Genomic DNA, 22,539 nt, shown 5'->3' on the forward strand with positions numbered 1-22,539 from the left:
GCGCATGAGCTCGGGACTGGAAGTCGTCAACCAACGGACGGCAGCGAGATAACGCTCGGGAATGTCCTGGAGTGGATCAGACCGCACGATCTAGCGTTCGAGGATGCTGAGTGGAGGACAGGTTGCGTTGGCGGCAGCCAGGAAGCCGGACTGGGGCGATGTTCCGACTTGGGCGGGCGCCGGTGTGGCGGCGTTGGGACTCACCGTCTCCATACTGGCCTTGTACTTTGCGGCCAAGGCAGCTCTAGCCGCACGTGACATCTACAAGATTGAGTCCGCGCGGGACCGGCTTAGCGAGAACGACCGAGCGGCCCGTGAAGAGGAAGCCGAGAAGGAGCAGGCGGCCAAGGTGGCCTGTTGGCTTGAGCCTTCCGGGCAGAAGGTCCGTATTGCTGGCAGCGACACTTCACGTTTCTTGATCCTGTTGCGGAATGCCTCTGACCTCCCGGTGTACGACCTCATCGCCTACTACTGTTACCCGGACGGCGATGCCTACAAGGTGGTTGATGAGTACGTCAGGCCAGTTTTAGCGCCCGACGCGACAGACAAGATCGATCCGCCCACGAAGCTGCTCTACAAAGTTGGGACCGAGGCGATGGCGCGGGGGCGTGCCGCCCTGACGTTCCGCGACGCAGGCGGTCGCAGTTGGTGGAGACACCCAGATGGGCGACTCGAACGCCGGGAAGATGATGTTCTTCCCTGGGCTGTATCGCCGCTGAGTGCCAAGAAGGTGTACCTGATCCCACTGGGGGCGCCTCCGGGCTATGTCCCTGGACCGGATGACGAACTTGCGTGAGCCCAGCGGGCGACGGGCAGCCGCAAAGTCAAAGGCCAGCCGATTGATCCTGCCGAATTTCGAAGGGCGCCGTTGCTATCCGTGCCTTCGGCGGAGATCTCTGGCTTCTGGGATGGGTTCCATCCCGCCCACCATCGACCCAGGCGAAGCCGAGCAGTCCTGCCCCTGGGCGCCAAGGTCGTTCGTCCGGTGGGGCGCTCCACCTTGTCACCCAGGGGCAGGACTGCTCCACGGGTGTGGGTCGACGGCGGACGGGATGGCGTGGCGCCGGGGGTGGGGAAGATCAGCAAGACATGATCCTTCTGCCCACGATCCGCCCACCACTACTCGTGGATAGCCGGACTCGACTGGACTCAGCTAGATCAAACGAAGAAGGCCCCTCCCTGCCGTTTTGGCTGGTGAGGGGCCTATCTTTCCCAGTTGTGGCGGGTAGAGGATTCGAACCTCTGTAGCTTTCGCGACGGATTTACAGTCCGCTCCCATTGGCCGCTCGGGCAACCCGCCTGGGAACCACCGCGGTCTCCCGCAGCAGCGGACATCAGAATAGCCGTACCGCGGAGCCGCCTCGCAACCGGGTACGGTCGGCATGTCGCGGGAGCTCAATCACCCCGCAAAACATCACCGACGCAGGAGTCTGATCATGGCAGCCAACCCGTCGTTCGACATCGTCAGCAAGGTCGACCGGCAGGAGGTCGACAACGCTTTCAACCAGGCGGAGAAGGAGCTCGCCACCCGGTTCGACTTCCGGGGCACGGGAACCGTCGTCGCCAAGTCGGGGGAGGCGTTCACCATCACGTCGGAGACGGAGGAGCGGGCCACGGCCGCGCTCGACGTCTTCAAGGAGAAGCTGGTGAAGCGCAACATCTCGCTGAAGTCGCTGGACGCCGGCGAGCCCCGGCAGTCCGGCAAGACGTACAAGATCGATCTGAAGGTCGTCGAGGGCATCGACTCGGACAAGGCCAAGGCGATCAGCAAGAAGATCCGCGACGAGGGCCCGAAGGGCGTGCAGCCGCAGATCCAGGGCGACCAGCTGCGGGTGACCGGCAAGAAGCGCGACGATCTGCAGGCCGTCATCGCCCTGCTCAAGCAGGAGGACTTCGGCGTCGCGCTGCAGTTCACCAATTACCGCTGATCCCGCGGTGCGAGGCCGCAGACTGAAGCGGTGCTGCTGGTGGGCGGTCTGGTCGGGTCGGCGCTGCTGCTGTTCGGCGCGCGCGTCCTGGTGACCGGCCGCGCGCCGGCGCTGATCGGCCGCTCCTTCCGGTGCGATCGGGACGCCGGCGGCTACCACTTCCTCTTCGGCGCGGCACTGGTGATCTTCGTGGTGGGGGCCCGCCTTCCGGGTGAGGCCTCCGGCACGATCACCGCGCTGCTCTCGATCGCCCTGGTGGCGACGGCGGTCGTCCGTTTCCGCCCACGAGCGCGCCGGACGAGCGACGACTGAAAGATCAAGATCAAGATCCGGGCCCAAGGGTACGAGGGAAGATGGGCGCCATGGATCTGATGGACGCTGTGCTCTCGTTCGCCCTTCTCGGCGCCCTTCTCACCATCACTCCCGGCCTGGACACCGCGCTGGTCCTGCGGGCCGCCGTCACGATGGGCCGCGGGCCGGCGTTCGCCACCGCGTTCGGCATCGGCGCGGGCGCGCTGGTCTGGGGTGCCGCGGCCGCGGTCGGCGCCGCCGCGCTGCTGGCGGCCTCCTCGTTCGCGTACACGGCCCTGCGGGTGGCCGGCGCGGCGTACATGATCTTCTTGGGCTTGAAGATGGTCCGTGGGGCTCTCCGCCGGGACCGGGTGGACGAGAGTCCCGAGGTTGCGGAGCCGTCGCCCACGCTGTGGAGCACGTTCGGGCGCGGTTTCCTGACGAACCTGCTGAACCCGAAGGTCGGCGCCTTCTACATCGCGGTGATCCCGCAGTTCCTCCCGGAGGGCGCCTCGCCGCTCGGCGTGGGCCTGCTCCTGGCCCTGGTGCACGACATCGAGGGCCTGCTCTGGTTCACCGTGATCATCATGGCGGCGCGGGCGGCGCGCGGGTTCCTGGCCCGGCGCGCGGTACGGCGTAGCGTCGACGCCGGAACCGGTGTGGCCCTGCTCGGCTTCGGCCTCCGCCTGGGTCTGTCCGGCCGGTAGTAGGCAGGCCGCTGGTAAGTAAGAAGGAAAGAGAGAGGGAGGCGCGCGGTGATCGATCCGGTCGTGGACGCGGAGTGGCTGGCGGCGAACCGGGACGGCGTGGTGCTGGCCGACGTCCGGTGGTACCTCGACGGCCGCTCGGGACTTCAGGCGTACGAAAAAGGTCACCTGCCCGGCGCCGTCTTCATCGACCTGGACACCGCGCTCGCCCGGCACGGATCGGCGGCCGAAGGCCGGCATCCGCTGCCGGAACCGGACGTCTTCGCCGCCGCGATGGCCGCCGCCGGGATCGGGGACGAGACCCGGGTGATCGCGTACGACGACGCCGGCGGGGTGATCGCGGCCCGGCTCGTCTGGATGCTCCGCGCGACCGGCCACGACGCTGCCCTGCTGGACGGCGGCGTCAAGGCCTGGACCGGCGATCTCGTCACCGAGGTTCCCGAGGTGCGGCCGGCGACCTTCACGGCCCGGGACTGGCCCGCTGCCCGGATCGCCACCCTGGAGGAGGCCGTGACCGGCCCGGTCGTGCTGGACGCCCGGGACCGTTCCCGCTTCCGCGGCGACGAGGAGCCGGTCGACCCGCGTCCCGGGCACATCCCGGGTGCCCGCAATCTGCCGTGCCGGGAGAACCTGACCGCGGACGGCCGCTTCCTGCCCGTGGCCGACCTGCGGGAGCGCTTCGCGGCGGCCGGCGCGGACGGCTCGGCCGAGGTCATCTCCTACTGCGGTTCCGGCGTGACGGCCTGCCACAACCTGATCGCGATGGAGCACGCGGGCCTGGGCGAGGGCCGGCTCTTCCCGGGGTCGTGGTCGCAGTACGCGAACACCGGCCGCCCGGCGGCGACCGGCGACTGATCGGCGGTCAGACCTGGGTGTCGAGCCAGCGCTGATGCGCCTCCCACGCGGCCTGCTTGCTGCTGCCGACCGCGGCGCCGATCTGGGCCCAGGAGGCGCCGGCGCCCCGGGCCGTCCGGATCATCGGCTGACGCCCGTACCCGGCCTTGCGGATCACCACCTCGCTCAGCGCGAGCATCTCCAGCGCCTCGGCCCGGGTGAGCGCGGGGGAGCCCTCGGGGTCCATCGCGGCGAGCGCCTCGCGCATCCGGAGATCGTTGTACCGGGACGTCGCCGTCACGAGGGTGTGCTGGGCTTCGAGCTCCTCCGGTGTCGTCACGCGACGATGGTGTCGTCAGGTTTGCTTGACGTCAAGCAGCCCTGACGAGAAGAGGCGAATTGCCCTCACTTCTCACCGTAAATCCGGCGTAAAGCCCCCAATTCTTGGGCTGCGGGTCGCGAGATCGACTCAACCGTTCGGCCATTGTTTCGTGAAGTGTGGGTTCGACCCGCCGATCGGCGCTGCCTGTCGCACAAGCGGTGTGGCAACATCAGGACACCGATCCGGAATTGCTGCACCAACAGGAGCCACACATGTCTGCAAAGAAACTGAGCCGCCTTGCCGGTTTGGTGCTTGTGCTGGCAGCTGTTCTCGGCGGAATCGCCGCAGGCCAGACGGCTTCTGAAGAGTCATCGGCAGTTCGTTACACCACCCTCGACTACGACTGGTCCTGATCCGACCCACAGAGGAGCGCCATGGCCGGCCGTTCACGCTCCCGGCGGCGTTCCGCTGATTACGCGTGGCTGATCACGGGCTCACTGGCTCTCTTCGCGCTCGCCTGCACCGTCGGGTTCTGGATCAACTTCCCGCCCCGGCCCGGCGACTGGCTGCCCGCGCTGCTCGTCCTCGCGCTCTATCTGGTCACCCAGTTCGCCGAGTTCAACGTCGTGATCCGGCGCAGCGGCTTCACCGTGACGGTGACCGAGGTGCCGCTCGTCCTCGGGCTGTACTACGTCTCGCCGGTCCTGATGATCTTCGTGGTGATCATCTGTGCGCTCTGCATGCAGCTGCGCGCCACCATGGTGCCGGTCAAGGCGTGGTTCAACGTCGCTAAGCAGGCGGCCTGCATCTGCGCCACGCTGCTGGTGATCCAGGCGTTCCCGCCGATCGTCAACGCCGGCCCGGGCACCTGGGGCATCCTCGCCGTGGCCGTCGCGGTCAACGTGCTGATGCAGGTGGCCTGCCTGGCCGGGGTGATCAGCGTGGTGCAGGGCGTGCGCGCCGGCGCCGACGTGATCCGGGCCAGCTTCTCCAACCTGCTGATCTCCGGCGTCAACGTGGCGGTCGGCCTGCTCTTCCTGATCGCGCTCGAGTCGACCCGCTGGTCGGTCATCCCGCTGGCGGTGCTGGCCGTCGCACTGACCCTGCTGCTCCGGTCGTTCGCGGGCGTCTTCCGGCAGCACCGCACGCTCGCCGACGTCTACGAGCTGACCCAGGCGGTCCGCAACGAGAGCTCGGACAGCGCGCTGCCGGACGTGCTGCTCGGCCGGGTCCGCGCCCTGATGCGCTCGGAGTACGCGACGCTCTGGCTCGCGCCCCAGGAGCGCTACCCCGAGGTGCTGCTCACCGCGAAGGTGGACGACCGCGGCCTGCTCGACCTCTCGCCGGTGCCCGCCACGATCCGGGACTACGCGGTGTCCGAGAACCGGGTGCTGGCGGTCGGCTCCCGCTTCCCGGACACCGAGCACCTGCTCGACCAGCTGCGCTCGACCCGGGCCAAGGACGTGCTGGTCGTCCCGCTCCGGTCCGGCCAGGCCATCATCGGCACGATCGAGGTGGTGAACCGGCTCGGCGAGAACCGCAGCTTCCGGGACAGCGACATCCAGGTCCTCGAGACGATCTCGGCGCACGTGGCGGTGGCGGTGGAGAACTCCCGCCTGGTCGACCGGCTGCGCCACGACGCGTACCACGATCGGCTGACCGGGATGCCGAACCGCCGGCGGATCGTCGACGCCCTGGCCGAGTCGGTGAAGGTGCACGCCGAGCACGAGGTGGTCGCGGTCGTCCTCTTCGACGTGGACGGCCAGCGCAACGTCAACGAGTCGATGGGTCACGCGGCCGGCGACAAGCTGCTCTCCGAGGTCGCGGCCCGGCTGCGCGGCATCGCCGACTCGGGCGCCCTGGTCGGCCGGATCGGCGGCGACGAGTTCGTGGTGACGCTGCGGGCGGAGAGCCTGGAGGCGACCATCGCGCTCGCCACCCAGATGAGGGAACGGCTGCGCGGTCCGCTCGCGGTGGGCTCGCTCACCCTCGACGTGGACACCGCGGTCGGCGTCGCGGTCTACCCCGACCACGGCAGCGACCCGGAGACCCTGCTCCAGCGCGCCGAGCTGGCGGCGAACGCGGCGAAGGCCCTTCCGTACGGGGTGCAGCCCTTCCATCCGGCCCTGGAGTCCCGGGCGGTCCGGCGCCTCGGCATCGCGGCCGACCTGCGGCGCGCCCTCGACAACGGGCAGCTGGAGGTCTACTTCCAGCCCATGGTGACGCTCGCCGACCGGCACGTGGTCGGGGTGGAGTGCCTGGCCCGCTGGGCGCACCCGGCGCACGGCGAGGTCGCCCCGGAGGACTTCGTGGCGGTGGCCGAGCACACCGGCCAGCTGGCCCGGCTCACCGAGGTGGTGCTCAGCGCCGGCCTCCAGCGCTGCCGGGACTGGGCGGACGCCGACCGGCCGCTCGCCATCGCGGTGAACCTCTCGGCGCGGACCCTGCTCGACTCCCGCTTCCCCGAGCTGGTCGAGGAGATGCTCGGGACCTACCGGGTGGATCCCGGCCTGGTGACCTTCGAGATCTCCGAGCCGGGGATGCTCAACGACATCGAACGGGTCCTGCCCACCCTCTACCGGCTGCGCGACCTCGGGGTGCGGCTCAGCGTCGACGACTTCGGCACGGGCGCCTCCTCGCTGGCCTACCTGCGCCAGTGGCCGGTGCACGAGGTGAAGATCGACGACAGCTTCGTGCAGGGCATGGCGACCGACTCCGGCGATCTCGCGATCGTCCGGGCGGTGGTCGGCCTGTCCCGTGAGTTCGGGCTCACCGTGGTTGCCGAGGGCGTGGAGAGCGAGCTCACCCTCGACCTGCTCGAGGAGATGGGCTGCGAGCTGGGTCAGGGATACCTCTTCAGCCGGCCGCTGCCGTTCGAGCGGCTGGAGGCCTGGCTGGCCGCGCAGACCGAGCCGGAATCCACGCCGACCGGCGAGGTCCGCAGGCTCCGGGCCGTGATCTGACCTGGGCTTTCCCGGACATGGGGGTACCGATTTCACCCCCGGTCCAAGGCCGTGTAGTCTTACTTCTGCAGCGAGCGAGAGATCGCGAAGCGGCAAGCCCCCTTAGCTCAGTCGGCAGAGCGTCTCCATGGTAAGGAGAAGGTCTACGGTTCGATTCCGTAAGGGGGCTCTTCCGGGTTCGTTCCCGCCCCGCAGGCGATGAACTATGAGCCTGGCTCGGCGGTGTAGCTCAGATGGCAGAGCAAGCGGCTCATAATCGCTGTGTCGCCGGTTCAAGTCCGGCCACCGCTACTTGGTAAAATCCCTGGTGGTTCCCCGTCCCGGGGCCCACTTTGCAGATCGGCGGCTCAAGCGTCTACGCTGGTTCGTCGACAGTTAGAACCCCGTTAGCAGGAAGGCACCCCGCCGTGGCCAAGGCGACCGACGTCCGTCCGAAGATCACCCTGGCGTGTACGGAGTGCAAGGACCGGAACTACATCACCAAGAAGAACCGGCGTAACGACCCGGATCGCATCGAGCTGAAGAAGTTCTGCCCGCGCGACGGGAAGCACACCCTGCACCGCGAGACCCGCTGATCCAGCGGTCACAGCTTTCACCCTGCGCCGTCCGGAGTCATCCGGGCGGCGCAGAGTAGTTTGTGGGGCATGTCCCTGGACCAGTCCTTCGTCGGCCGTGTGTGGCCGGCCACCGAGCCCTATCTCGTGGGCCGGGAGAAGATCCGAGAATTCGCCCGGGCGATCGGCGCCACCGACGCCGAATACCACGATCCCGAGGCGGCCCGTGCGGCCGGCTACGCCGACGTGGTGGCCCCGCCCACGTTCCCCGTGGTGTTCACGATGGCGGCCAGCCGGCAGATCATCTCCGACCCGGAGCTCGGCCTCGACTACACCCGCGTGGTGCACGGCGACCAGAGGTTCGCGTACGCGCGACCGGTCGTCGCCGGCGACGCGCTCGTCTGCGTGAACGCGGTCGAGGACATCACCAGCCGCGGCGGGCACGAGTTCATCACCACCCGGACCGAGGTGAGCACCGAAGCCGGCGAGCCGGTCGTGACGGTCTGGTCGAAGCTGGTCCAGCGGGGCGAGGAGGCCAAATGAGCGAGCTTGCGAGCGAATCAGCCAGCGCAGTCAAGACATGCCGGCACCGGAGCGCAGCGGAGGTGACGGTATGAGCGAGGTTCTGGAGCCGCAGACCTTTAGGGTCACCCGGGCCGATCTGGTGCGCTACGCGGGCGCCTCGGGCGACTTCAACCCGATCCACTGGAGCGAGCGCCAGGCGACCGGCGTGGGCCTGCCCGGCGTCATCGCGCACGGCATGTTCACGATGGCTCTGGTGGGCCGCGCGGTCACGGCGTGGGCCGGCGCCCCGGACGCGGTCGTCGAGTTCAGCGTGCGGTTCGCCCGCCCGGTTCCGGTGCCCGACACCGACGAGGGAACCGAGGTCGTGGTGAGCGGCACGGTGAAGGAGATCACCGAGGACGGACACACCCGGCTGAGCCTCTCCGCCACCTGCAACGGCGACAAGGTACTGTCACTGGCACAGGCGCTCATCAGGAAGCGGTAGCCCGGGTTGGGATTCGGCCGGGCGTACCCGTACACTGGTGCGCCGTGGGGCTCTGAGTCTTCAGTGGCGCAGGTCCCGCGAAGGGGTGTAGCTCAATTGGCAGAGCAGCGGTCTCCAAAACCGCAGGCTGCAGGTTCAAGTCCTGTCACCCCTGCGCATTCCTCCTCGACGTGCCCGCCCGGTGCGCGGTTCGCACAACTTCCGCGTCCGGTCGAGCCCTGACGGGATCATGAAGACCCACCGACGACGGAAGTAGGGCGAAGTGGCCGAGAAGGACCGGCCCGGTGACGACGTCCCGGGCGACGACGAGCTCCGCGCCGACGCCGCCGCCGGTGACGATGTTCCGGACGACGTCGCGGACAGCACGACCGGCAGCGGCGGGACCGCGCTGGCCGAGCGTTCGGCCGACTCGGAGGGCAGCCCCAAGGCCAAGAAGCGTCGCGGTGGTCCGTTCGGCCGCGTCGGTGGCTTCTTCCGCGAGGTCGTCAGCGAGCTCCGCAAGGTCATCTGGCCGACGCGCAAGGAACTGCTGACCTACACGAGCGTCGTGATCGTCTTCGTGGTGGTCGTGACTGCGATCGTGTCAGGCTTGGACTACGTCTTCGGGAAGGGCATCCTCTGGGCCCTCGGCTGATCAGCCGAAGAGCGCCGACGACCCGCGAGGGCCGGCCCGCCCCGGAGAACCGAACCGAAGAGACCTGATCTGGAGAAGTGAGCGAGCGTGCCTGAGTACGACGACGAGACCGCGCAGTTTGCTGACGAGCAGTCGTCGCTGGTCACCGACGAGTCGGTGGAGGCGGCCGACGAGCCGGTCGCCGCCCAGGCGCCCGAAGCGGACGAGGACTACGACCCCGTCAAGGAGCTGCGGCAGAAGCTGCGCTACGCGCCCGGCGACTGGTACGTGGTGCACTCCTACGCCGGCTACGAGAACAAGGTCAAGACCAACCTCGAGACCCGTATCACGAGCCTCGACATGGAGGACTTCATCTTCCAGGTCGAGGTGCCGACCCGCGAAGAGGTCGAGGTCAAGAACGGCAAGCGCAACCAGGTGCAGGCCAAGGTCTTCCCCGGTTACATCCTGGTCCGGATGGACCTGACCCCCGAGTCCTACTCCTGCGTGCGCAACACGCCGGGCGTGACCGGGTTCGTCGGCGCCACCGACCGGGTCGACCGTCCGGCCCCGCTCTCGCTCGACGAGGTGCTGAAGTGGCTGGCCCCGGCGGTCGCGGCCGAGGAGAAGAAGGCGAAGCCCGAGGTCAAGGTCCTCGACTTCGAGGTCGGCGACTCGGTCACCGTCACCGACGGCGCGTTCGCCTCGCTGCCGGCCTCGATCAGCGAGATCAACGCCGACCAGCAGAAGCTCAAGGTCCTGGTTTCGATCTTCGGCCGGGAGACCCCGGTCGAGCTGAACTTCAACCAGGTCACCAAGATCTGATCGTCCCGACGGGGCGATGTCAGTGGGAGGGACCGCGAAGGAAGCGGTCCCGCCATCAACCACAGGAGTAAGTGAAATGGCACAGCGCAGCAAGGCCTACCGCAAGGCCGCCGAGGCGATCGACGCGACCAAGCTCTACGAGCCCTTCGAGGCCGTGAAGCTCGCCAAGGAGAGCAACCCGGTCAAGTTCGACGCGACCGTCGAGGTCGCCATGCGCCTCGGCGTCGACCCGCGCAAGGCCGACCAGATGGTCCGCGGCACCGTCAACCTGCCGCACGGCACCGGCAAGACCGCCCGCGTCATCGTGTTCGCCCAGGGCGCGAAGGCCGAGGAGGCCGTCGCGGCCGGCGCCGACGAGGTCGGCACCGACGAGCTCGTCGCCCGGATCCAGGGTGGCTGGCTGGACTTCGACGCCGCGATCGCGACGCCGGACCAGATGGCCAAGATCGGCCGGATCGCCCGCATCCTCGGCCCGCGTGGCCTCATGCCGAACCCGAAGACCGGCACCGTGACCATGGACGTCACCAAGGCCGTCAACGAGATCAAGGGCGGCAAGATCACCTTCCGGGTGGACAAGCACTCGAACCTGCACCTGATCATCGGCAAGTCGTCGTTCTCGCCGGAGCAGCTGGTCGACAACTACGCCGCGGTGCTCGACGAGGTCCTCCGGGCCAAGCCGTCCGCCGCCAAGGGCAAGTACCTCAAGAAGGTCACCGTCGCCACCACGATGGGCCCGGGCGTCCAGGTCGACCCGAACGCGCAGAAGAACCTGAACCCGAGCACCACCGAGGCCTGATCCACGGCCGCACCGCACTGAAGGCCAAGCCCCCGGGGGACACCCCCGGGGGCTTTGTCATGGCAAGCTACCGGCCATGCGTTTCGAGGGGATCTGGTTCCGGTACGCCCGCCGTGCCCCCTGGGCCCTGCGCGCCGCCGAGGCCACCGTCGAACCCGGGCAGATCGTCGTGGTGCTCGGCGCGAACGGCGCCGGCAAGTCCACCCTGCTCCAGCTGGCCGCCGGCGTGCTGCGTCCGGTGCGCGGCGCGGTCCGGGACCGCCCGTCCGTGGTCGGCTGGGTCCCGGAGCGTTTCCCGGCCGCGCAGCCGTTCACCGCGGCGGCCTACCTGCGCTCGATGGCCGCGGTGCGGGGCCTGCCGCCGGCCACTGCCGATCCCTGGATCGAGCGCCTCGGGCTCGCCGCGCACGCGGACACCCCGCTCACCGGCCTCTCCAAGGGCACCGCGCAGAAGGTCGGTCTCGCCCAGGCGCTGCTCGCCCCGCCGGGCCTGCTGGTCCTGGACGAGCCCTGGGAGGGCCTGGACGCCGCCTCCCGGACGCTGATCCCGGAGATCGTCGCCGAGGTGACCGCGGCCGGGGGAGCGGTCCTGGTGAGCGACCACCGGGGCGAGATCGCGAATCTTCCGGGCGCCCTGCACTGGACCGTCACGGCCGGTGAGCTGCATCCCGCCGTGCCGCCCGCCGGGAGCGAGGCCCCCGAGGAGGACGAGCTGATCGTCGAGGTGGCGGTGCGGCGGCAGGATGCCGCCGCCGCGGTGGTCCGGCTGCGTGCCTCCGGTCACCGCGTCTTGGGCGTACGAGAGAAGCAGCGCGCCGATCAGGAGGACCGATGACCGCCCTGGCCCGGATGCGCGTCGCCGGCTTCGCCCGCAGTGGCCGGGCGCTGGCCCCGCTCGTCGCGGTGCTCGCGATCCTCTCGGTCCTCTACGGCGGCGGCGCCTCCCCGGCCGCGGCCGCCTACGGATATTCGGCCGTAGCGCTCTTCCCGGTGCTGGCCTGGATCACCAAGCTGGTCCTGGACACCGAGCCGGACGTGCAGCGCCGGCTGGCCCGGATCGCCGTGGGCCCGGCCCGGGAGGCGGCGTCCGGGCTGCTCGCGGCGGCCGTGATCGGTGCCGGTGTGTGCCTGCTCACGATGCTGGCGCCGGTGCCGTTCCGGGCGATCCGCGGCCCGATGCCCGGCACCGGCGAGCCCTCGCTGCTGACCGGCGTGCTGCTCGGCGTGGTCGCGCACGGGCTGGCGCTGGCCGCCGGGCTGGCCCTCGGCGCGCTGGCCGCCCGCGCGGTCACCCTGCGGGTGCTTCCGGGCGTCGCCGTGCTGGTGAGCGGCTCGGTACTGACCATCGTGCTGGGCCTGAAGGGCTCGATCGCCCCGTGGCTGGTACCGCCGGTCATGGCGTTCGCCCGGTCGCTGAGCGGGCAGACCGCACCGCCGGCCGCGACGGTCGCCGGGCTGGTGGGCTGGACCGTCCTGTGGTGCGCCGCCGCGCTGGCCGTCTACGCCGGGCTGCGCCGCGCGCGCTCGTGACGGGCCCGATTTGGTTTTTCGCGGCGGGTCCGCGTACTGTTGCTTCTCGAAGTTCCACCCATAGACCGCTGGTCGCCGCAGTGACCGTCACCACGACGGACGCCGCGGCCGAAGGTCCCGCACGAGCGGGCGACCTGCGCAGGGACAGGATGTGTTCTCGGGCCACGTTCGCGTGGACCCTGATCTCGCCCCGTGCCCTGCGCCGGGGCGTTTTGCTTGTGCGGACTCTTCTGCCAGTGGCTTGAGCACTAGGAGAGGAGGGACATGGCGGACAAGCCGGTCCGGGCCGACAAGGCATCGGCCGTTGCCGAGCTGACGGATCACTTCCGTGGCTCCGCGGCCACCGTGTTGACCGAATACCGCGGCCTCACCGTGAAGGAGCTCACCGAGCTCCGTCGCGCGCTGGGCACCGAGGCCAAGTACGCGGTCGCGAAGAACACTCTCGCGAAGCGTGCGGCCACCGACGCGGGCATCGAGGGCCTCGACGCTCTGTTCACCGGTCCTACCGCGCTCGCCTTCGTGAAGGGTGATGTGGTCGAGGCGGCCAAGGGCCTCCGTGCCTTCGCCAAGGCCCACCCCGTTCTCGTCATCAAGGGCGGTGTCTTCGAGGGCAAGGCTCTCACGGCGGACGAGGTCAACAAGCTCGCTGACCTCGAGTCCCGTGAGGTTCTGCTGGCCAAGCTGGCCGGTGCCCTCAAGGCCGGCCTCAGCAAGGCCGCTGCCACGTTCCAGGCGCCGCTCTCGCAGGCGGTGCGCACCGTGGACGCCCTTCGGGCTGAGCGTGAGAAGGACGGTTCGGCCGAGGCCTGAGCCTCTTCCGGACCTGTTAAACGTCAAGCAAGAACTTAGGAAAGGTTGCCAGACATGGCGAAGCTCAGCACCGACGAGCTGCTCGACGCGTTCAAGGAAATGACCCTCATCGAGCTCTCCGAGTTCGTGAAGCAGTTCGAAGAGGTCTTCGACGTCAAGGCTGCCGCTCCGGTCGCCGTCGCGGCCGGCCCCGCCGCCGGTGGCGCCGCTGCCGAGGCCGAGGCCGAGAAGGACTCCTTCGACGTCGTGCTCGAGAGCGACGGCGGCAAGAAGATCCAGGTCATCAAGGTCGTGCGTGAGCTGACCGGCCTGGGCCTCAAGGAGGCCAAGGACGCCGTCGAGGGTGCCCCGAAGGCGATCCTCGAGGGTGTCAACAAGGAGAAGGCCGAGGCTGCCAAGGCCAAGCTCGAGGGCGAAGGCGCCAAGGTCACCCTCAAGTGATCTAACGCTCCTCAGCGTTTCTCGTCGATGGCGGAGATCCATGTCGGATCTCCGCCATCGGTGTATTCCGCCGGGGTTTCGGCTGCTCACACCCGTGGGCGACAAATCTTGTCAAAGCTCGCTTTTCATGCGTTAAGGTCCCTTTGGTGCGCCCGGCGGATGACCGCACCGGTCCGACCCGCGGCACAGCCCTTGACTGTGTGTCCCCTGACAGGCACGCTGACATCAGCAAGTTTCCGCGCTTGCGACAGCCGCCCTGTGGGTAACCGGTTTGATGAGCCGGGTCCCCGCAGACCGGCACCCGAGGGAGAGTTGCCGCGTTTCTGAGCGGCCCCACCGCTGGTGGGGACACGTTCCGTGGGCCACCTCAGGTGTGGGCTGGACAGCGGTTAGCCGAGCGGCTACACTGCTAGTTTGCGCTGCCTTCTGTCTTGATGCCTGTCGGGATATCCATGTGGATAACTTCCCGGGGGCTCATTGGAGTGCACGCAGACCAGTTGCACCAGCAACTCAGCCGCATAGCAGCACCGGTCCTCGGAAGGACGCATCTTGGCAGCTTCCCGCCCTGCGAAGACCAGCCGTACGTCGAGCGCTTACGCACCCCGCCGGGTCTCTTTCGGCCGGATCACCGAGCAGCTAGAGGTCCCCAACCTCCTCGCCCTCCAGACGGACTCCTTCGACTGGCTGGTCGGCAACGAGGCTTGGCAGGCCCGGACGACGGACGACCCGCACGCCCACTCGGGCCTCGCAGAGATCCTCGAAGAGATCAGTCCCATTGAGGACTTCTCCGGCATCATGTCGCTGTCCTTCTCGGCTCCGCGATTCGACGAGGTCAAGGCCTCGATCGAGGAGTGCAAGGAGAAGGACCTGACCTACTGTGCCCCGCTGTTCGTGACCGCGGAGTTCACCAACAACACCACTGGCGAGATCAAGAGCCAGACCGTGTTCATGGGTGACTTCCCGATGATGACCCCCAAGGGGACGTTCGTCATCAACGGCACCGAGCGGGTCGTGGTGAGTCAGCTCGTCCGTTCGCCGGGCGTGTACTTCACCAAGGAGCCGGACAAGACCTCCGACCGCGACCTCACCAGCGTCAAGGTCATCCCGAGCCGGGGTGCCTGGCTGGAGTTCGACATCGACAAGCGCGACACCGTCGGTGTCCGCATCGACCGCAAGCGCCGGCAGGCCGTCACCGTCCTGCTGAAGGCGATCGGTTGGTCCGCCGACCAGATCCGTGAGCGGTTCGGCTGGTCCGAGCTGCTCATGACGACGCTGGAGAAGGACCACATCGCCGGGCAGGACGAGGCCCTGCTAGACATCTACCGCAAGCTGCGCCCCGGCGAGCCCCCCACCCGGGAGAACGCGCAGACCCTGCTCGACAACCTCTTCTTCAACCCGAAGAGGTACGACGTCGCCAAGGTCGGCCGGTACAAGTTCAACAAGAAGCTCGAGATCGACGTCCCGATCGTCCGGGGAACGCTTTCCGAGGAAGACATCGTCAAGACCGTGGACTACCTCTGCCGGCTGCACGCCGGTGAGGAGGGCTACGAGGCGGACGACATCGACCACTTCGGCAACCGCCGTCTGCGCACGGTCGGCGAGCTCATCCAGAACCAGGTCCGCGTCGGCCTGTCCCGGATGGAGCGCGTCGTCCGCGAGCGCATGACGACCCAGGACGTCGAGGCGATCACGCCGCAGACCCTGATCAACATCCGTCCCGTCGTGGCGGCGATCAAGGAGTTCTTCGGCACGTCGCAGCTGTCGCAGTTCATGGACCAGACCAACCCGCTCGCGGGTCTGACCCACCGTCGCCGTCTCTCGGCGCTCGGCCCGGGTGGTCTGAGCCGTGAGCGGGCCGGCTTCGAGGTCCGTGACGTGCACCCGTCCCACTACGGCCGGATGTGCCCGATCGAGACCCCGGAAGGCCCGAACATCGGCCTGATCGGCGCTCTCTCGACGTTCGCGCGGGTCAACCCGTTCGGCTTCATCGAGACGCCGTACCGCAAGGTGGAGAACGGCATAGTCACCGACGAGGTGCACTACCTCACGGCCGACGAGGAAGACCGCTTCATCAAGGCCCAGGCGAACGCCGCTCTCGCGAGCGACGGCACCTTCGCCGAGGACCGCGTCCTGGTCCGCCGGAAGGGCGGTGAGGTCGACTACGTGCCCGGCACCGAGGTCGACTACATGGACGTGTCGCCGCGGCAGATGACCTCGGTCGCGACCGCGATGATCCCCTTCCTCGAGCACGACGACGCGAACCGTGCCCTCATGGGCGCGAACATGCAGCGTCAGGCCGTGCCGCTGGTCAAGGCGGAGGCGCCGCTCGTCGGCACCGGCATGGAATACCGTGCCGCGGTCGACGCCGGTGACGTCGTCGTCGCCGAGGTCGGCGGTGTGGTCGAGGACCTCTGCGCCGACTACGTGACGGTCCACCAGGACGACGGCCACCGCCGTACCTACCTGCTGCACAAGTTCCGCCGCTCGAACGCGGGCTCCTGCGTCAACCAGAAGCCGGTCGTCTTCGAGGGTGACCGGGTCGAGGCCGGCCAGGTCATCGCCGACGGTCCCTGCACCGACGAGGGCGAGATGGCCCTCGGACGCAACCTGCTGGTCGCGTTCATGTGCTGGGAAGGCCACAACTACGAGGACGCGATCATCCTGTCGCAGCGCCTCGTGCAGCAGGACGTGCTCACCTCGATCCACATCGAGGAGCACGAGGTCGACGCCCGTGACACCAAGCTGGGTCCGGAAGAGATCACTCGCGACATCCCCAATGTCAGCGAGGAGATGCTCGCCGACCTGGACGAGCGCGGCATCATCCGGATCGGCGCCGAGGTCGTCCCCGGCGACATCCTGGTCGGCAAGGTCACGCCGAAGGGCGAGACCGAGCTGACCCCCGAGGAGCGGCTGCTCCGCGCGATCTTCGGTGAGAAGGCCCGGGAGGTCCGGGACACCTCGCTGAAGGTGCCGCACGGTGAGACCGGCACCGTCATCGGTGTCCGCACGTTCTCCCGCGAGGACGGCGACGAGCTGCCCCCGGGTGTGAACGAGCTGGTCCGGGTCTACGTCGCCCAGAAGCGCAAGATCCAGGACGGTGACAAGCTCGCCGGCCGGCACGGCAACAAGGGCGTCATCTCCAAGATCCTGCCGGTCGAGGACATGCCGTTCCTCGAGGACGGCACCCCGGTCGACATCGTGCTCAACCCGCTCGGTGTGCCCTCGCGTATGAACATCGGCCAGGTCCTGGAGACCCACCTCGGGTGGATCGCCAAGACCGGCTGGCAGATCGACGGCGAGGACGAGGACTGGAAGCGCCAGCTCCGCGCCATCGAGGCCCACGAGTCCCCCGCCGACAGCAACGTCGCGACCCCGGTCTTCGACGGCGCCCAGGAGGAGGAGATCAAGGGTCTGCTCGAGTCGACGCTGGTGAACCGGGACGGCAAGCGCCTGGTCAACGGCGACGGCAAGGCGCAGCTGTTCGACGGCCGCTCCGGTGAGCCGCTGCCGGACCCGATCTCGGTCGGCTACGTCTACATCCTCAAGCTCAACCACCTGGTCGACGACAAGATCCACGCGCGGTCGACCGGTCCGTACTCGATGATCACGCAGCAGCCGCTCGGTGGTAAGGCGCAGTTCGGTGGCCAGCGGTTCGGTGAGATGGAGTGCTGGGCGATGCAGGCCTACGGTGCGGCCTACGCACTGCAGGAGCTGCTGACCATCAAGTCCGACGACGTCCTGGGCCGCGTGAAGGTCTACGAGGCCATCGTCAAGGGCGAGAACATCCCGGAGCCGGGAATCCCGGAGTCGTTCAAGGTGCTTCTCAAGGAGCTCCAGTCGCTGTGCCTGAACGTTGAGGTGCTCTCCAGCGACGGCGTGGCTCTGGAGATGCGCGAGACCGACGACGAGGTCTTCCGGGCCGCGGAGGAACTCGGCATCGACCTGTCGCGGCGCCCGAACGAGGGCGTCAGCAGCGTCGAAGAGATCTGACGGTCGAACGTCCCCGGAGTGAGAGCTCCGGGGACGTTCCCGCCGGCCTGGAATTCACCCGAGCAACGAAACACGAGGGATAGACCAAGTGCTCGACGTCAACTTCTTCGACGAGTTGCGTATCGGCCTGGCGACCGCCGACGACATCCGTCAGTGGTCGCACGGCGAGGTCAAGAAGCCCGAGACGATCAACTACCGCACCCTCAAGCCGGAGAAGGACGGACTCTTCTGCGAGAAGATCTTCGGTCCTCAGCGGGACTGGGAGTGCTACTGCGGTAAGTACAAGCGCGTCCGGTTCAAGGGCATCATCTGTGAGCGCTGCGGCGTCGAGGTGACCCGGTCCAAGGTCCGCCGTGAGCGGATGGGGCACATCGAGCTGGCCGCGTCGGTCACCCACATCTGGTACTTCAAGGGCGTTCCGAGCCGGCTGGGCTACCTGCTGGACCTCGCCCCGAAGGACCTCGAGAAGATCATCTACTTCGCTTCGTACGTGGTGACTAGCGTTGACGCCGAGGCGCGTCACCGCGACATGTCCACCATCGAGAACGAGATCTTCGCCGAGAAGCGCCAGTCCGAGAACGGCCGCGACTCGGAGATCGAGAAGCGCGCCGCGAAGCTGGAGCAGGACCTCGCCGAGCTCGAGGCCGAGGGTGCCAAGGCCGACGTGCGCCGCAAGGTCAAGGAGGCCGGCGAGCGCGAGATGCGCCAGATCCGCGACAAGGCGCAGCGCGAGATCGACCGGCTCGACGAGGTGCTCGACACCTTCCGCAAGCTCGACTCCAAGCAGCTGGTCACCGACGAGCTGCTCTACCGCGAGCTCCGGGACCGCTTCGGTGAGTACTTCACCGGCGGCATGGGCGCCGAGGCCATCAAGGCCCTGCTCGAGAACATGGACCTGGACGCCGAGGCGGAGAACCTCCGGGAGATCATCCGCACCGGCAAGGGCCAGCGGAAGATCCGGGCGCTCAAGCGGCTCAAGGTCGTGGCGGCGTTCCTGAACACCCGCAACTCGCCGCTCGGCATGGTCCTCGACTGCGTCCCGGTCATCCCGCCGGACCTGCGCCCGATGGTGCAGCTCGACGGTGGCCGCTTCGCCACGTCCGACCTGAACGACCTGTACCGCCGCGTCATCAACCGCAACAACCGCCTCAAGCGACTGATCGACCTCGGCGCGCCCGAGATCATCGTCAACAACGAGAAGCGGATGCTGCAGGAGGCCGTCGACGCCCTGTTCGACAACGGCCGCCGTGGCCGGCCGGTCACCGGTCCGGGTAACCGCCCGCTCAAGTCGCTCTCCGACATGCTCAAGGGCAAGCAGGGCCGGTTCCGTCAGAACCTGCTCGGCAAGCGCGTCGACTACTCCGGCCGTTCCGTCATCGTCGTCGGCCCCCGGCTCAAGCTGCACCAGTGCGGCCTGCCGAAGCAGATGGCGCTGGAGCTGTTCAAGCCGTTCGTGATGAAGCGCCTGGTCGACCTGAACCACGCGCAGAACATCAAGTCGGCCAAGCGGATGGTCGAGCGTCAGCGCCCGGTCGTGTGGGACGTGCTGGAGGAGGTCATCAGCGAGCACCCGGTGCTGCTGAACCGTGCTCCGACCCTGCACCGCCTCGGCATCCAGGCCTTCGAGCCGCAGCTGGTCGAGGGCAAGGCGATCCAGATCCACCCGCTCGTCTGCACGGCGTTCAACGCCGACTTCGACGGTGACCAGATGGCGGTCCACGTGCCGCTGTCCGCCGAGGCCCAGGCCGAGGCGCGGATCCTGATGCTGTCGTCGAACAACATCCTCAAGCCGGCCGACGGCAAGCCGGTCACCATGCCCACCCAGGACATGGTCATCGGCCTGTACCACCTGACCCACCTCACGCCCGGTGCCAAGGGCGAGGGCCGGGTGTTCAGCTCGGACGCCGAGGCGCGGATGGCGTACGACAACGGCGAGCTGCACCTGCAGGCGCCCGTGAAGATCCGCCTCCACGAGGTCATCGGTGTCGACAACGGCGCCAAGGGCGAGAAGTGGGAGGCTCCGGAGGACTGGACCGAGGGCGAGCCCGTCCTGGTCGAGACCACCCTGGGCCGCGTGATCTTCAACGAGACGCTCCCGGTCGGGTACCGGTACGTCAACTACGAGATCCGCAAGGGTCAGCTGTCGGCGATCGTCAACGACCTCGCCGAGCGCTTCCCGAAGGTCGTCCTCGCGGCGACCCTGGACGCGCTCAAGGAGGCCGGCTTCCACTGGGCCACCTGGTCCGGTGTGACGATCGGCATGGGCGACGTCATCGGTCCTCCGCGCAAGCCGGAGATCCTGGCCCGCTACCAGGTCGAGGCCGACCGCATCGACAAGCAGTACCAGCGTGGTCTGATGACCGCCGAGGAGCGTCGCGGCGAGCTCATCGAGATCTGGACCAAGGCGACCAACGAGATCTCCAAGGAGATGGAGACCGCGCTGCCGCAGGAGAACCCGCTCTGGGTGATGATCAACTCCGGCGCCCGCGGTAACCTTCTCCAGCTCCGGCAGATCGCCGCGATCCGTGGTCTGGTGGCCAACCCCAAGGGTGAGATCATCCCGCGGCCGATCACCTCGTCGTACCGCGAGGGTCTGACCGTGCTGGAGTACTTCATCTCCACGCACGGTGCCCGTAAGGGTCTGGCCGACACCGCGCTGCGTACCGCCGACTCGGGTTACCTGACCCGTCGTCTGGTGGACGTGTCGCAGGACGTCATCATCCGCGAGGAGGACTGCGGCACCGACCGCGCGATCCCGATGGCGGTGGGCGAGCGGGAGCCGGACGGCACCCTGGTCGTGCACACCCACGCGGAGACCGGCGTCCACGCCCGGACGCTGGCCGACGACATCGACGACGCCGACGGCAACCGCGTCGTGTCGCGTGGCGACGACCTCAACTCGATCCTGGTCGACAGGCTGGTCGCCGCGGGCGTGGAGAACGTCCGGGTGCGCAGCGTGCTGACCTGTGAGTCGAAGCTGGGCGTCTGCGCGGCCTGCTACGGCCGTTCGCTGCCGACCGGCAAGTCGGTCGACATCGGCGAGGCGGTCGGCATCATCGCGGCCCAGTCCATCGGTGAGCCCGGTACGCAGCTGACGATGCGTACCTTCCACACCGGTGGTGTCGCGGGTGAGGACATCACCCAGGGTCTGCCCCGTGTCCAGGAGATCTTCGAGGCCCGCGTGCCCAAGGGCAAGGCGCCCATCGCCGACACCCCGGGACGCATCCGCATCGAGGACGGCGAGCGGTCCCGCAAGATCATCGTCATCCCGGACGACGGCAGCGACGAGATCGTGTACGACAAGATCTCGAAGCGCGTCAAGCTGCGGGCGCACGACGGCGACCACGTCAACGTCGGCGAGAAGCTCACCGAGGGCACCATCGACCCGCACGAGCTGCTCCGCATCATGGGCCCGCGCGCGGTCCAGGTCCACCTGACCAGTGAGGTCCAGGAGGTCTACCGCTCGCAGGGTGTGCTCATCCACGACAAGCACATCGAGATCATCATCCGCCAGATGCTCAAGCGGGTGACGGTCATCGACTCCGGCGCGACCGAGTTCCTGCCGGGCGTGCTGGTCGACCGGGCGCTCTTCGAGTCGGAGAACCGCCGTCTCGTGGGCGAGGGTGGCGAGCCCGCCGCCGGCCGTCCGGTGCTGATGGGTATCACCAAGGCCTCGCTGGCGACCGACTCGTGGCTCTCCGCGGCCTCCTTCCAGGAGACCACCCGGGTGCTCACCGACGCTGCGATCAACTCGCGCAGCGACTCGCTGGTGGGCCTCAAGGAGAACGTCATCATCGGTAAGCTCATCCCGGCCGGTACCGGTATCAGCAAGTACCGGAACATCCGGGTCGAGCCGACCGAGGAGGCCAAGGCCAAGGTGTACTCGATGACCGGGTACCCCGAGACCGACTACGGCTTCGGGCCGGCCAGCGGCCAGGCCGTGCCGCTGGACGACTTCGACTTCGGGTCGTACCGCTAAGGGTTCTCGAGGAAGGGCGGTCGCGCTTGGCGCGGCCGCCCTTCCGGCTTTCTAAGATGTAGGGGTGACCACCCTCCCCACGGTGCCCACCCGCCACCCGATGGATCCGGAGCCGATCCCCTCCACGAAGTCGCGTGCGGTCTTCGCGCTGGGGCTGATCGGCCTGCTGACCGGAGTGTTCGTCGGCGGCGTCATCCCGGCCACCCTGGCGCTGCTCCTGGCCCGTCAGGCACACCGCGAGGCGTACGCGGCGGGGGGCTATCTCACCGGCACCGCGTGGATCAGGCGCGGCCGCAGGTTCGCCTGGGGCGGGCTCGTGCTGGCCCTCGGCACCCTGGTGGTGGCCGCCATCGCCGGCCTGCTGCACCTGGCCGCCGTGCCCGGGGGACAGGACTTCGCGCCCGGCACCGACTGAAGCCGGGATGCGCCCCGGCTCGTACGGGTGACATGCTCTTCTCATGACCCAGCCGCCGCAGTCCTTCTACGGCCCGCCCGCGCAGCCCTACTACGGCCCGCCCCCGGTCGCGCCGCCCTCGGCGGGCTGGGAGCTGGAACGGGTCGACGCGGTCGGCGGCACCGGATTCGGTCTCGCCCAGCTGCGTGTCGTCCCCATCACGTCCGGTCTCGCGATCGGCTCGCTGGTGGCCGGCATCGGCGCGGTCCTCGTCTCCACGCTGGCGATCTGCTTCAACGCGGTCGGCGCGAGCGACGGCTGGGGAGTCTGGGTCGGCGGCGCCTTCACGCTGCTCAGTGTTCTCGCGGGTGGGGGAGCACTGGCCGCCGGGATGATCGCCCTGCGGCAGATCCGGCGGTCCGGGCAGACCGGCCGGGTGAGATTCACCGGCCGTGGGGTCGCGATCGCGGGGATCTGCTGTGGCGCGGCCGGCGCGGGAATAGGACTCATCGGTCTGTTGCTGGGACTGGTGTTGCAGATGTCGTGAGAGTCCCCC

Annotated in this window: 22 protein-coding genes and 4 tRNA genes; 24 read left to right on the top strand and 2 right to left on the bottom strand. The window is 68.4% G+C overall.

Annotated elements, in window-relative coordinates; all coding sequences use genetic code 11:
* Positions 1–103 precede the first annotated feature (103 nt).
* Positions 104–796, top strand: a complete 693-nt coding sequence (locus AB0G10_RS30625; protein WP_360929392.1) for a hypothetical protein — start codon at positions 104–106, stop codon at positions 794–796.
* Positions 797–1,219: 423 nt separating this feature from the next.
* Here AB0G10_RS30625 and AB0G10_RS30630 read toward each other — a convergent pair.
* A tRNA-Tyr gene (locus AB0G10_RS30630) sits at positions 1,220–1,300 on the bottom strand.
* A 136-nt stretch (positions 1,301–1,436) separates the two neighbouring features.
* Here AB0G10_RS30630 and AB0G10_RS30635 point away from each other — a divergent pair.
* Genes AB0G10_RS30635 through AB0G10_RS30650 form a run of 4 tightly spaced genes read left to right on the top strand, consistent with a single transcriptional unit; the run spans position 1,437 to position 3,781 of the window.
* The gene (locus tag AB0G10_RS30635; protein WP_360929395.1) at positions 1,437–1,928 is read left to right on the top strand and encodes a YajQ family cyclic di-GMP-binding protein; all 492 of its coding nucleotides are present in this window, start codon (positions 1,437–1,439) and stop codon (positions 1,926–1,928) included.
* A 30-nt stretch (positions 1,929–1,958) separates the two neighbouring features.
* Positions 1,959–2,240, top strand: coding sequence for a hypothetical protein (locus AB0G10_RS30640; protein WP_360929398.1), 282 nt, complete (start codon positions 1,959–1,961; stop codon positions 2,238–2,240).
* A gap of 50 nt (positions 2,241–2,290) precedes the next feature.
* The gene (locus AB0G10_RS30645) at positions 2,291–2,926 is read left to right on the top strand and encodes a LysE family translocator (protein WP_360929405.1); all 636 of its coding nucleotides are present in this window, start codon (positions 2,291–2,293) and stop codon (positions 2,924–2,926) included.
* 48 nt (positions 2,927–2,974) lie between these two features.
* The gene (locus AB0G10_RS30650; RefSeq protein WP_360929408.1) at positions 2,975–3,781 is read left to right on the top strand and encodes a sulfurtransferase; all 807 of its coding nucleotides are present in this window, start codon (positions 2,975–2,977) and stop codon (positions 3,779–3,781) included.
* A gap of 7 nt (positions 3,782–3,788) precedes the next feature.
* On the opposite strand, the gene AB0G10_RS30655 is transcribed toward AB0G10_RS30650, so the two are convergent.
* Positions 3,789–4,100, bottom strand: a complete 312-nt coding sequence (locus AB0G10_RS30655; RefSeq protein WP_360929411.1) for a hypothetical protein — start codon at positions 4,098–4,100, stop codon at positions 3,789–3,791.
* 158 nt (positions 4,101–4,258) lie between these two features.
* On the opposite strand from AB0G10_RS30655, the gene AB0G10_RS30660 reads away from it, so the two are divergent.
* From AB0G10_RS30660 to AB0G10_RS30750, 19 genes are all read left to right on the top strand, one after another.
* Positions 4,259–4,495 (top strand): hypothetical protein, encoded by a 237-nt coding sequence (locus AB0G10_RS30660; RefSeq protein ID WP_360929414.1) that lies wholly within the window; start codon positions 4,259–4,261, stop codon positions 4,493–4,495.
* A 21-nt stretch (positions 4,496–4,516) separates the two neighbouring features.
* The gene (locus AB0G10_RS30665; RefSeq protein WP_360929417.1) at positions 4,517–7,045 is read left to right on the top strand and encodes a bifunctional diguanylate cyclase/phosphodiesterase; all 2,529 of its coding nucleotides are present in this window, start codon (positions 4,517–4,519) and stop codon (positions 7,043–7,045) included.
* Positions 7,046–7,141: 96 nt separating this feature from the next.
* Positions 7,142–7,214 (top strand) — tRNA-Thr (locus AB0G10_RS30670).
* Positions 7,215–7,263: 49 nt separating this feature from the next.
* Positions 7,264–7,336, top strand: a tRNA-Met gene (locus tag AB0G10_RS30675).
* Positions 7,337–7,452: 116 nt separating this feature from the next.
* A complete protein-coding gene (rpmG, locus tag AB0G10_RS30680) occupies positions 7,453–7,620 on the top strand; it encodes a 50S ribosomal protein L33 (RefSeq protein ID WP_014440704.1) in 168 nt (55 codons plus the stop codon).
* A gap of 69 nt (positions 7,621–7,689) precedes the next feature.
* A complete protein-coding gene (locus tag AB0G10_RS30685) occupies positions 7,690–8,142 on the top strand; it encodes a MaoC family dehydratase N-terminal domain-containing protein (RefSeq protein ID WP_360929419.1) in 453 nt (150 codons plus the stop codon).
* A gap of 70 nt (positions 8,143–8,212) precedes the next feature.
* Positions 8,213–8,608, top strand: coding sequence for a MaoC family dehydratase (locus AB0G10_RS30690; protein WP_360929422.1), 396 nt, complete (start codon positions 8,213–8,215; stop codon positions 8,606–8,608).
* An 81-nt stretch (positions 8,609–8,689) separates the two neighbouring features.
* Positions 8,690–8,762: transfer RNA gene (locus AB0G10_RS30695), tRNA-Trp, on the top strand.
* 108 nt (positions 8,763–8,870) lie between these two features.
* Positions 8,871–9,242 carry a preprotein translocase subunit SecE gene (secE, locus tag AB0G10_RS30700; protein ID WP_360929425.1) on the top strand — a complete coding sequence of 124 codons (372 nt, stop codon included), beginning with the start codon at positions 8,871–8,873 and terminating at the stop codon, positions 9,240–9,242.
* A gap of 87 nt (positions 9,243–9,329) precedes the next feature.
* Positions 9,330–10,043, top strand: a complete 714-nt coding sequence (gene nusG, locus AB0G10_RS30705; RefSeq protein ID WP_360929428.1) for a transcription termination/antitermination protein NusG — start codon at positions 9,330–9,332, stop codon at positions 10,041–10,043.
* A gap of 76 nt (positions 10,044–10,119) precedes the next feature.
* Positions 10,120–10,839 carry a 50S ribosomal protein L1 gene (rplA, locus tag AB0G10_RS30710; protein WP_360929431.1) on the top strand — a complete coding sequence of 240 codons (720 nt, stop codon included), beginning with the start codon at positions 10,120–10,122 and terminating at the stop codon, positions 10,837–10,839.
* 76 nt (positions 10,840–10,915) lie between these two features.
* Positions 10,916–11,674, top strand: coding sequence for an ATP-binding cassette domain-containing protein (locus tag AB0G10_RS30715; protein WP_360929434.1), 759 nt, complete (start codon positions 10,916–10,918; stop codon positions 11,672–11,674).
* On the top strand, positions 11,671–12,369 hold the full coding sequence (locus tag AB0G10_RS30720) for a hypothetical protein (protein WP_360929437.1): 699 nt from the start codon (positions 11,671–11,673) through the stop codon (positions 12,367–12,369). Before AB0G10_RS30715 ends, AB0G10_RS30720 begins: the two co-directional genes overlap by 4 nt.
* Positions 12,370–12,633: 264 nt before the next feature.
* Positions 12,634–13,179, top strand: a complete 546-nt coding sequence (gene rplJ, locus AB0G10_RS30725; protein WP_360929440.1) for a 50S ribosomal protein L10 — start codon at positions 12,634–12,636, stop codon at positions 13,177–13,179.
* Between the two features lie 54 nt (positions 13,180–13,233).
* The gene (rplL, locus tag AB0G10_RS30730) at positions 13,234–13,620 is read left to right on the top strand and encodes a 50S ribosomal protein L7/L12 (protein ID WP_360929443.1); all 387 of its coding nucleotides are present in this window, start codon (positions 13,234–13,236) and stop codon (positions 13,618–13,620) included.
* A 549-nt stretch (positions 13,621–14,169) separates the two neighbouring features.
* A complete protein-coding gene (locus AB0G10_RS30735) occupies positions 14,170–17,610 on the top strand; it encodes a DNA-directed RNA polymerase subunit beta (protein ID WP_360929446.1) in 3,441 nt (1,146 codons plus the stop codon).
* Between the two features lie 88 nt (positions 17,611–17,698).
* Positions 17,699–21,589 carry a DNA-directed RNA polymerase subunit beta' gene (locus AB0G10_RS30740; RefSeq protein ID WP_360929449.1) on the top strand — a complete coding sequence of 1,297 codons (3,891 nt, stop codon included), beginning with the start codon at positions 17,699–17,701 and terminating at the stop codon, positions 21,587–21,589.
* Positions 21,590–21,689: 100 nt separating this feature from the next.
* Positions 21,690–22,004, top strand: coding sequence for a hypothetical protein (locus AB0G10_RS30745; RefSeq protein WP_360930010.1), 315 nt, complete (start codon positions 21,690–21,692; stop codon positions 22,002–22,004).
* Between the two features lie 43 nt (positions 22,005–22,047).
* Positions 22,048–22,530, top strand: coding sequence for a hypothetical protein (locus AB0G10_RS30750; RefSeq protein ID WP_360929452.1), 483 nt, complete (start codon positions 22,048–22,050; stop codon positions 22,528–22,530).
* Positions 22,531–22,539: the final 9 nt, after the last annotated feature.

Origin of the sequence: Actinoplanes sp. NPDC023714 (assembly GCF_040639855.1) — a bacterium.
Classification (GTDB): Bacteria; Actinomycetota; Actinomycetes; order Mycobacteriales; family Micromonosporaceae; genus Actinoplanes.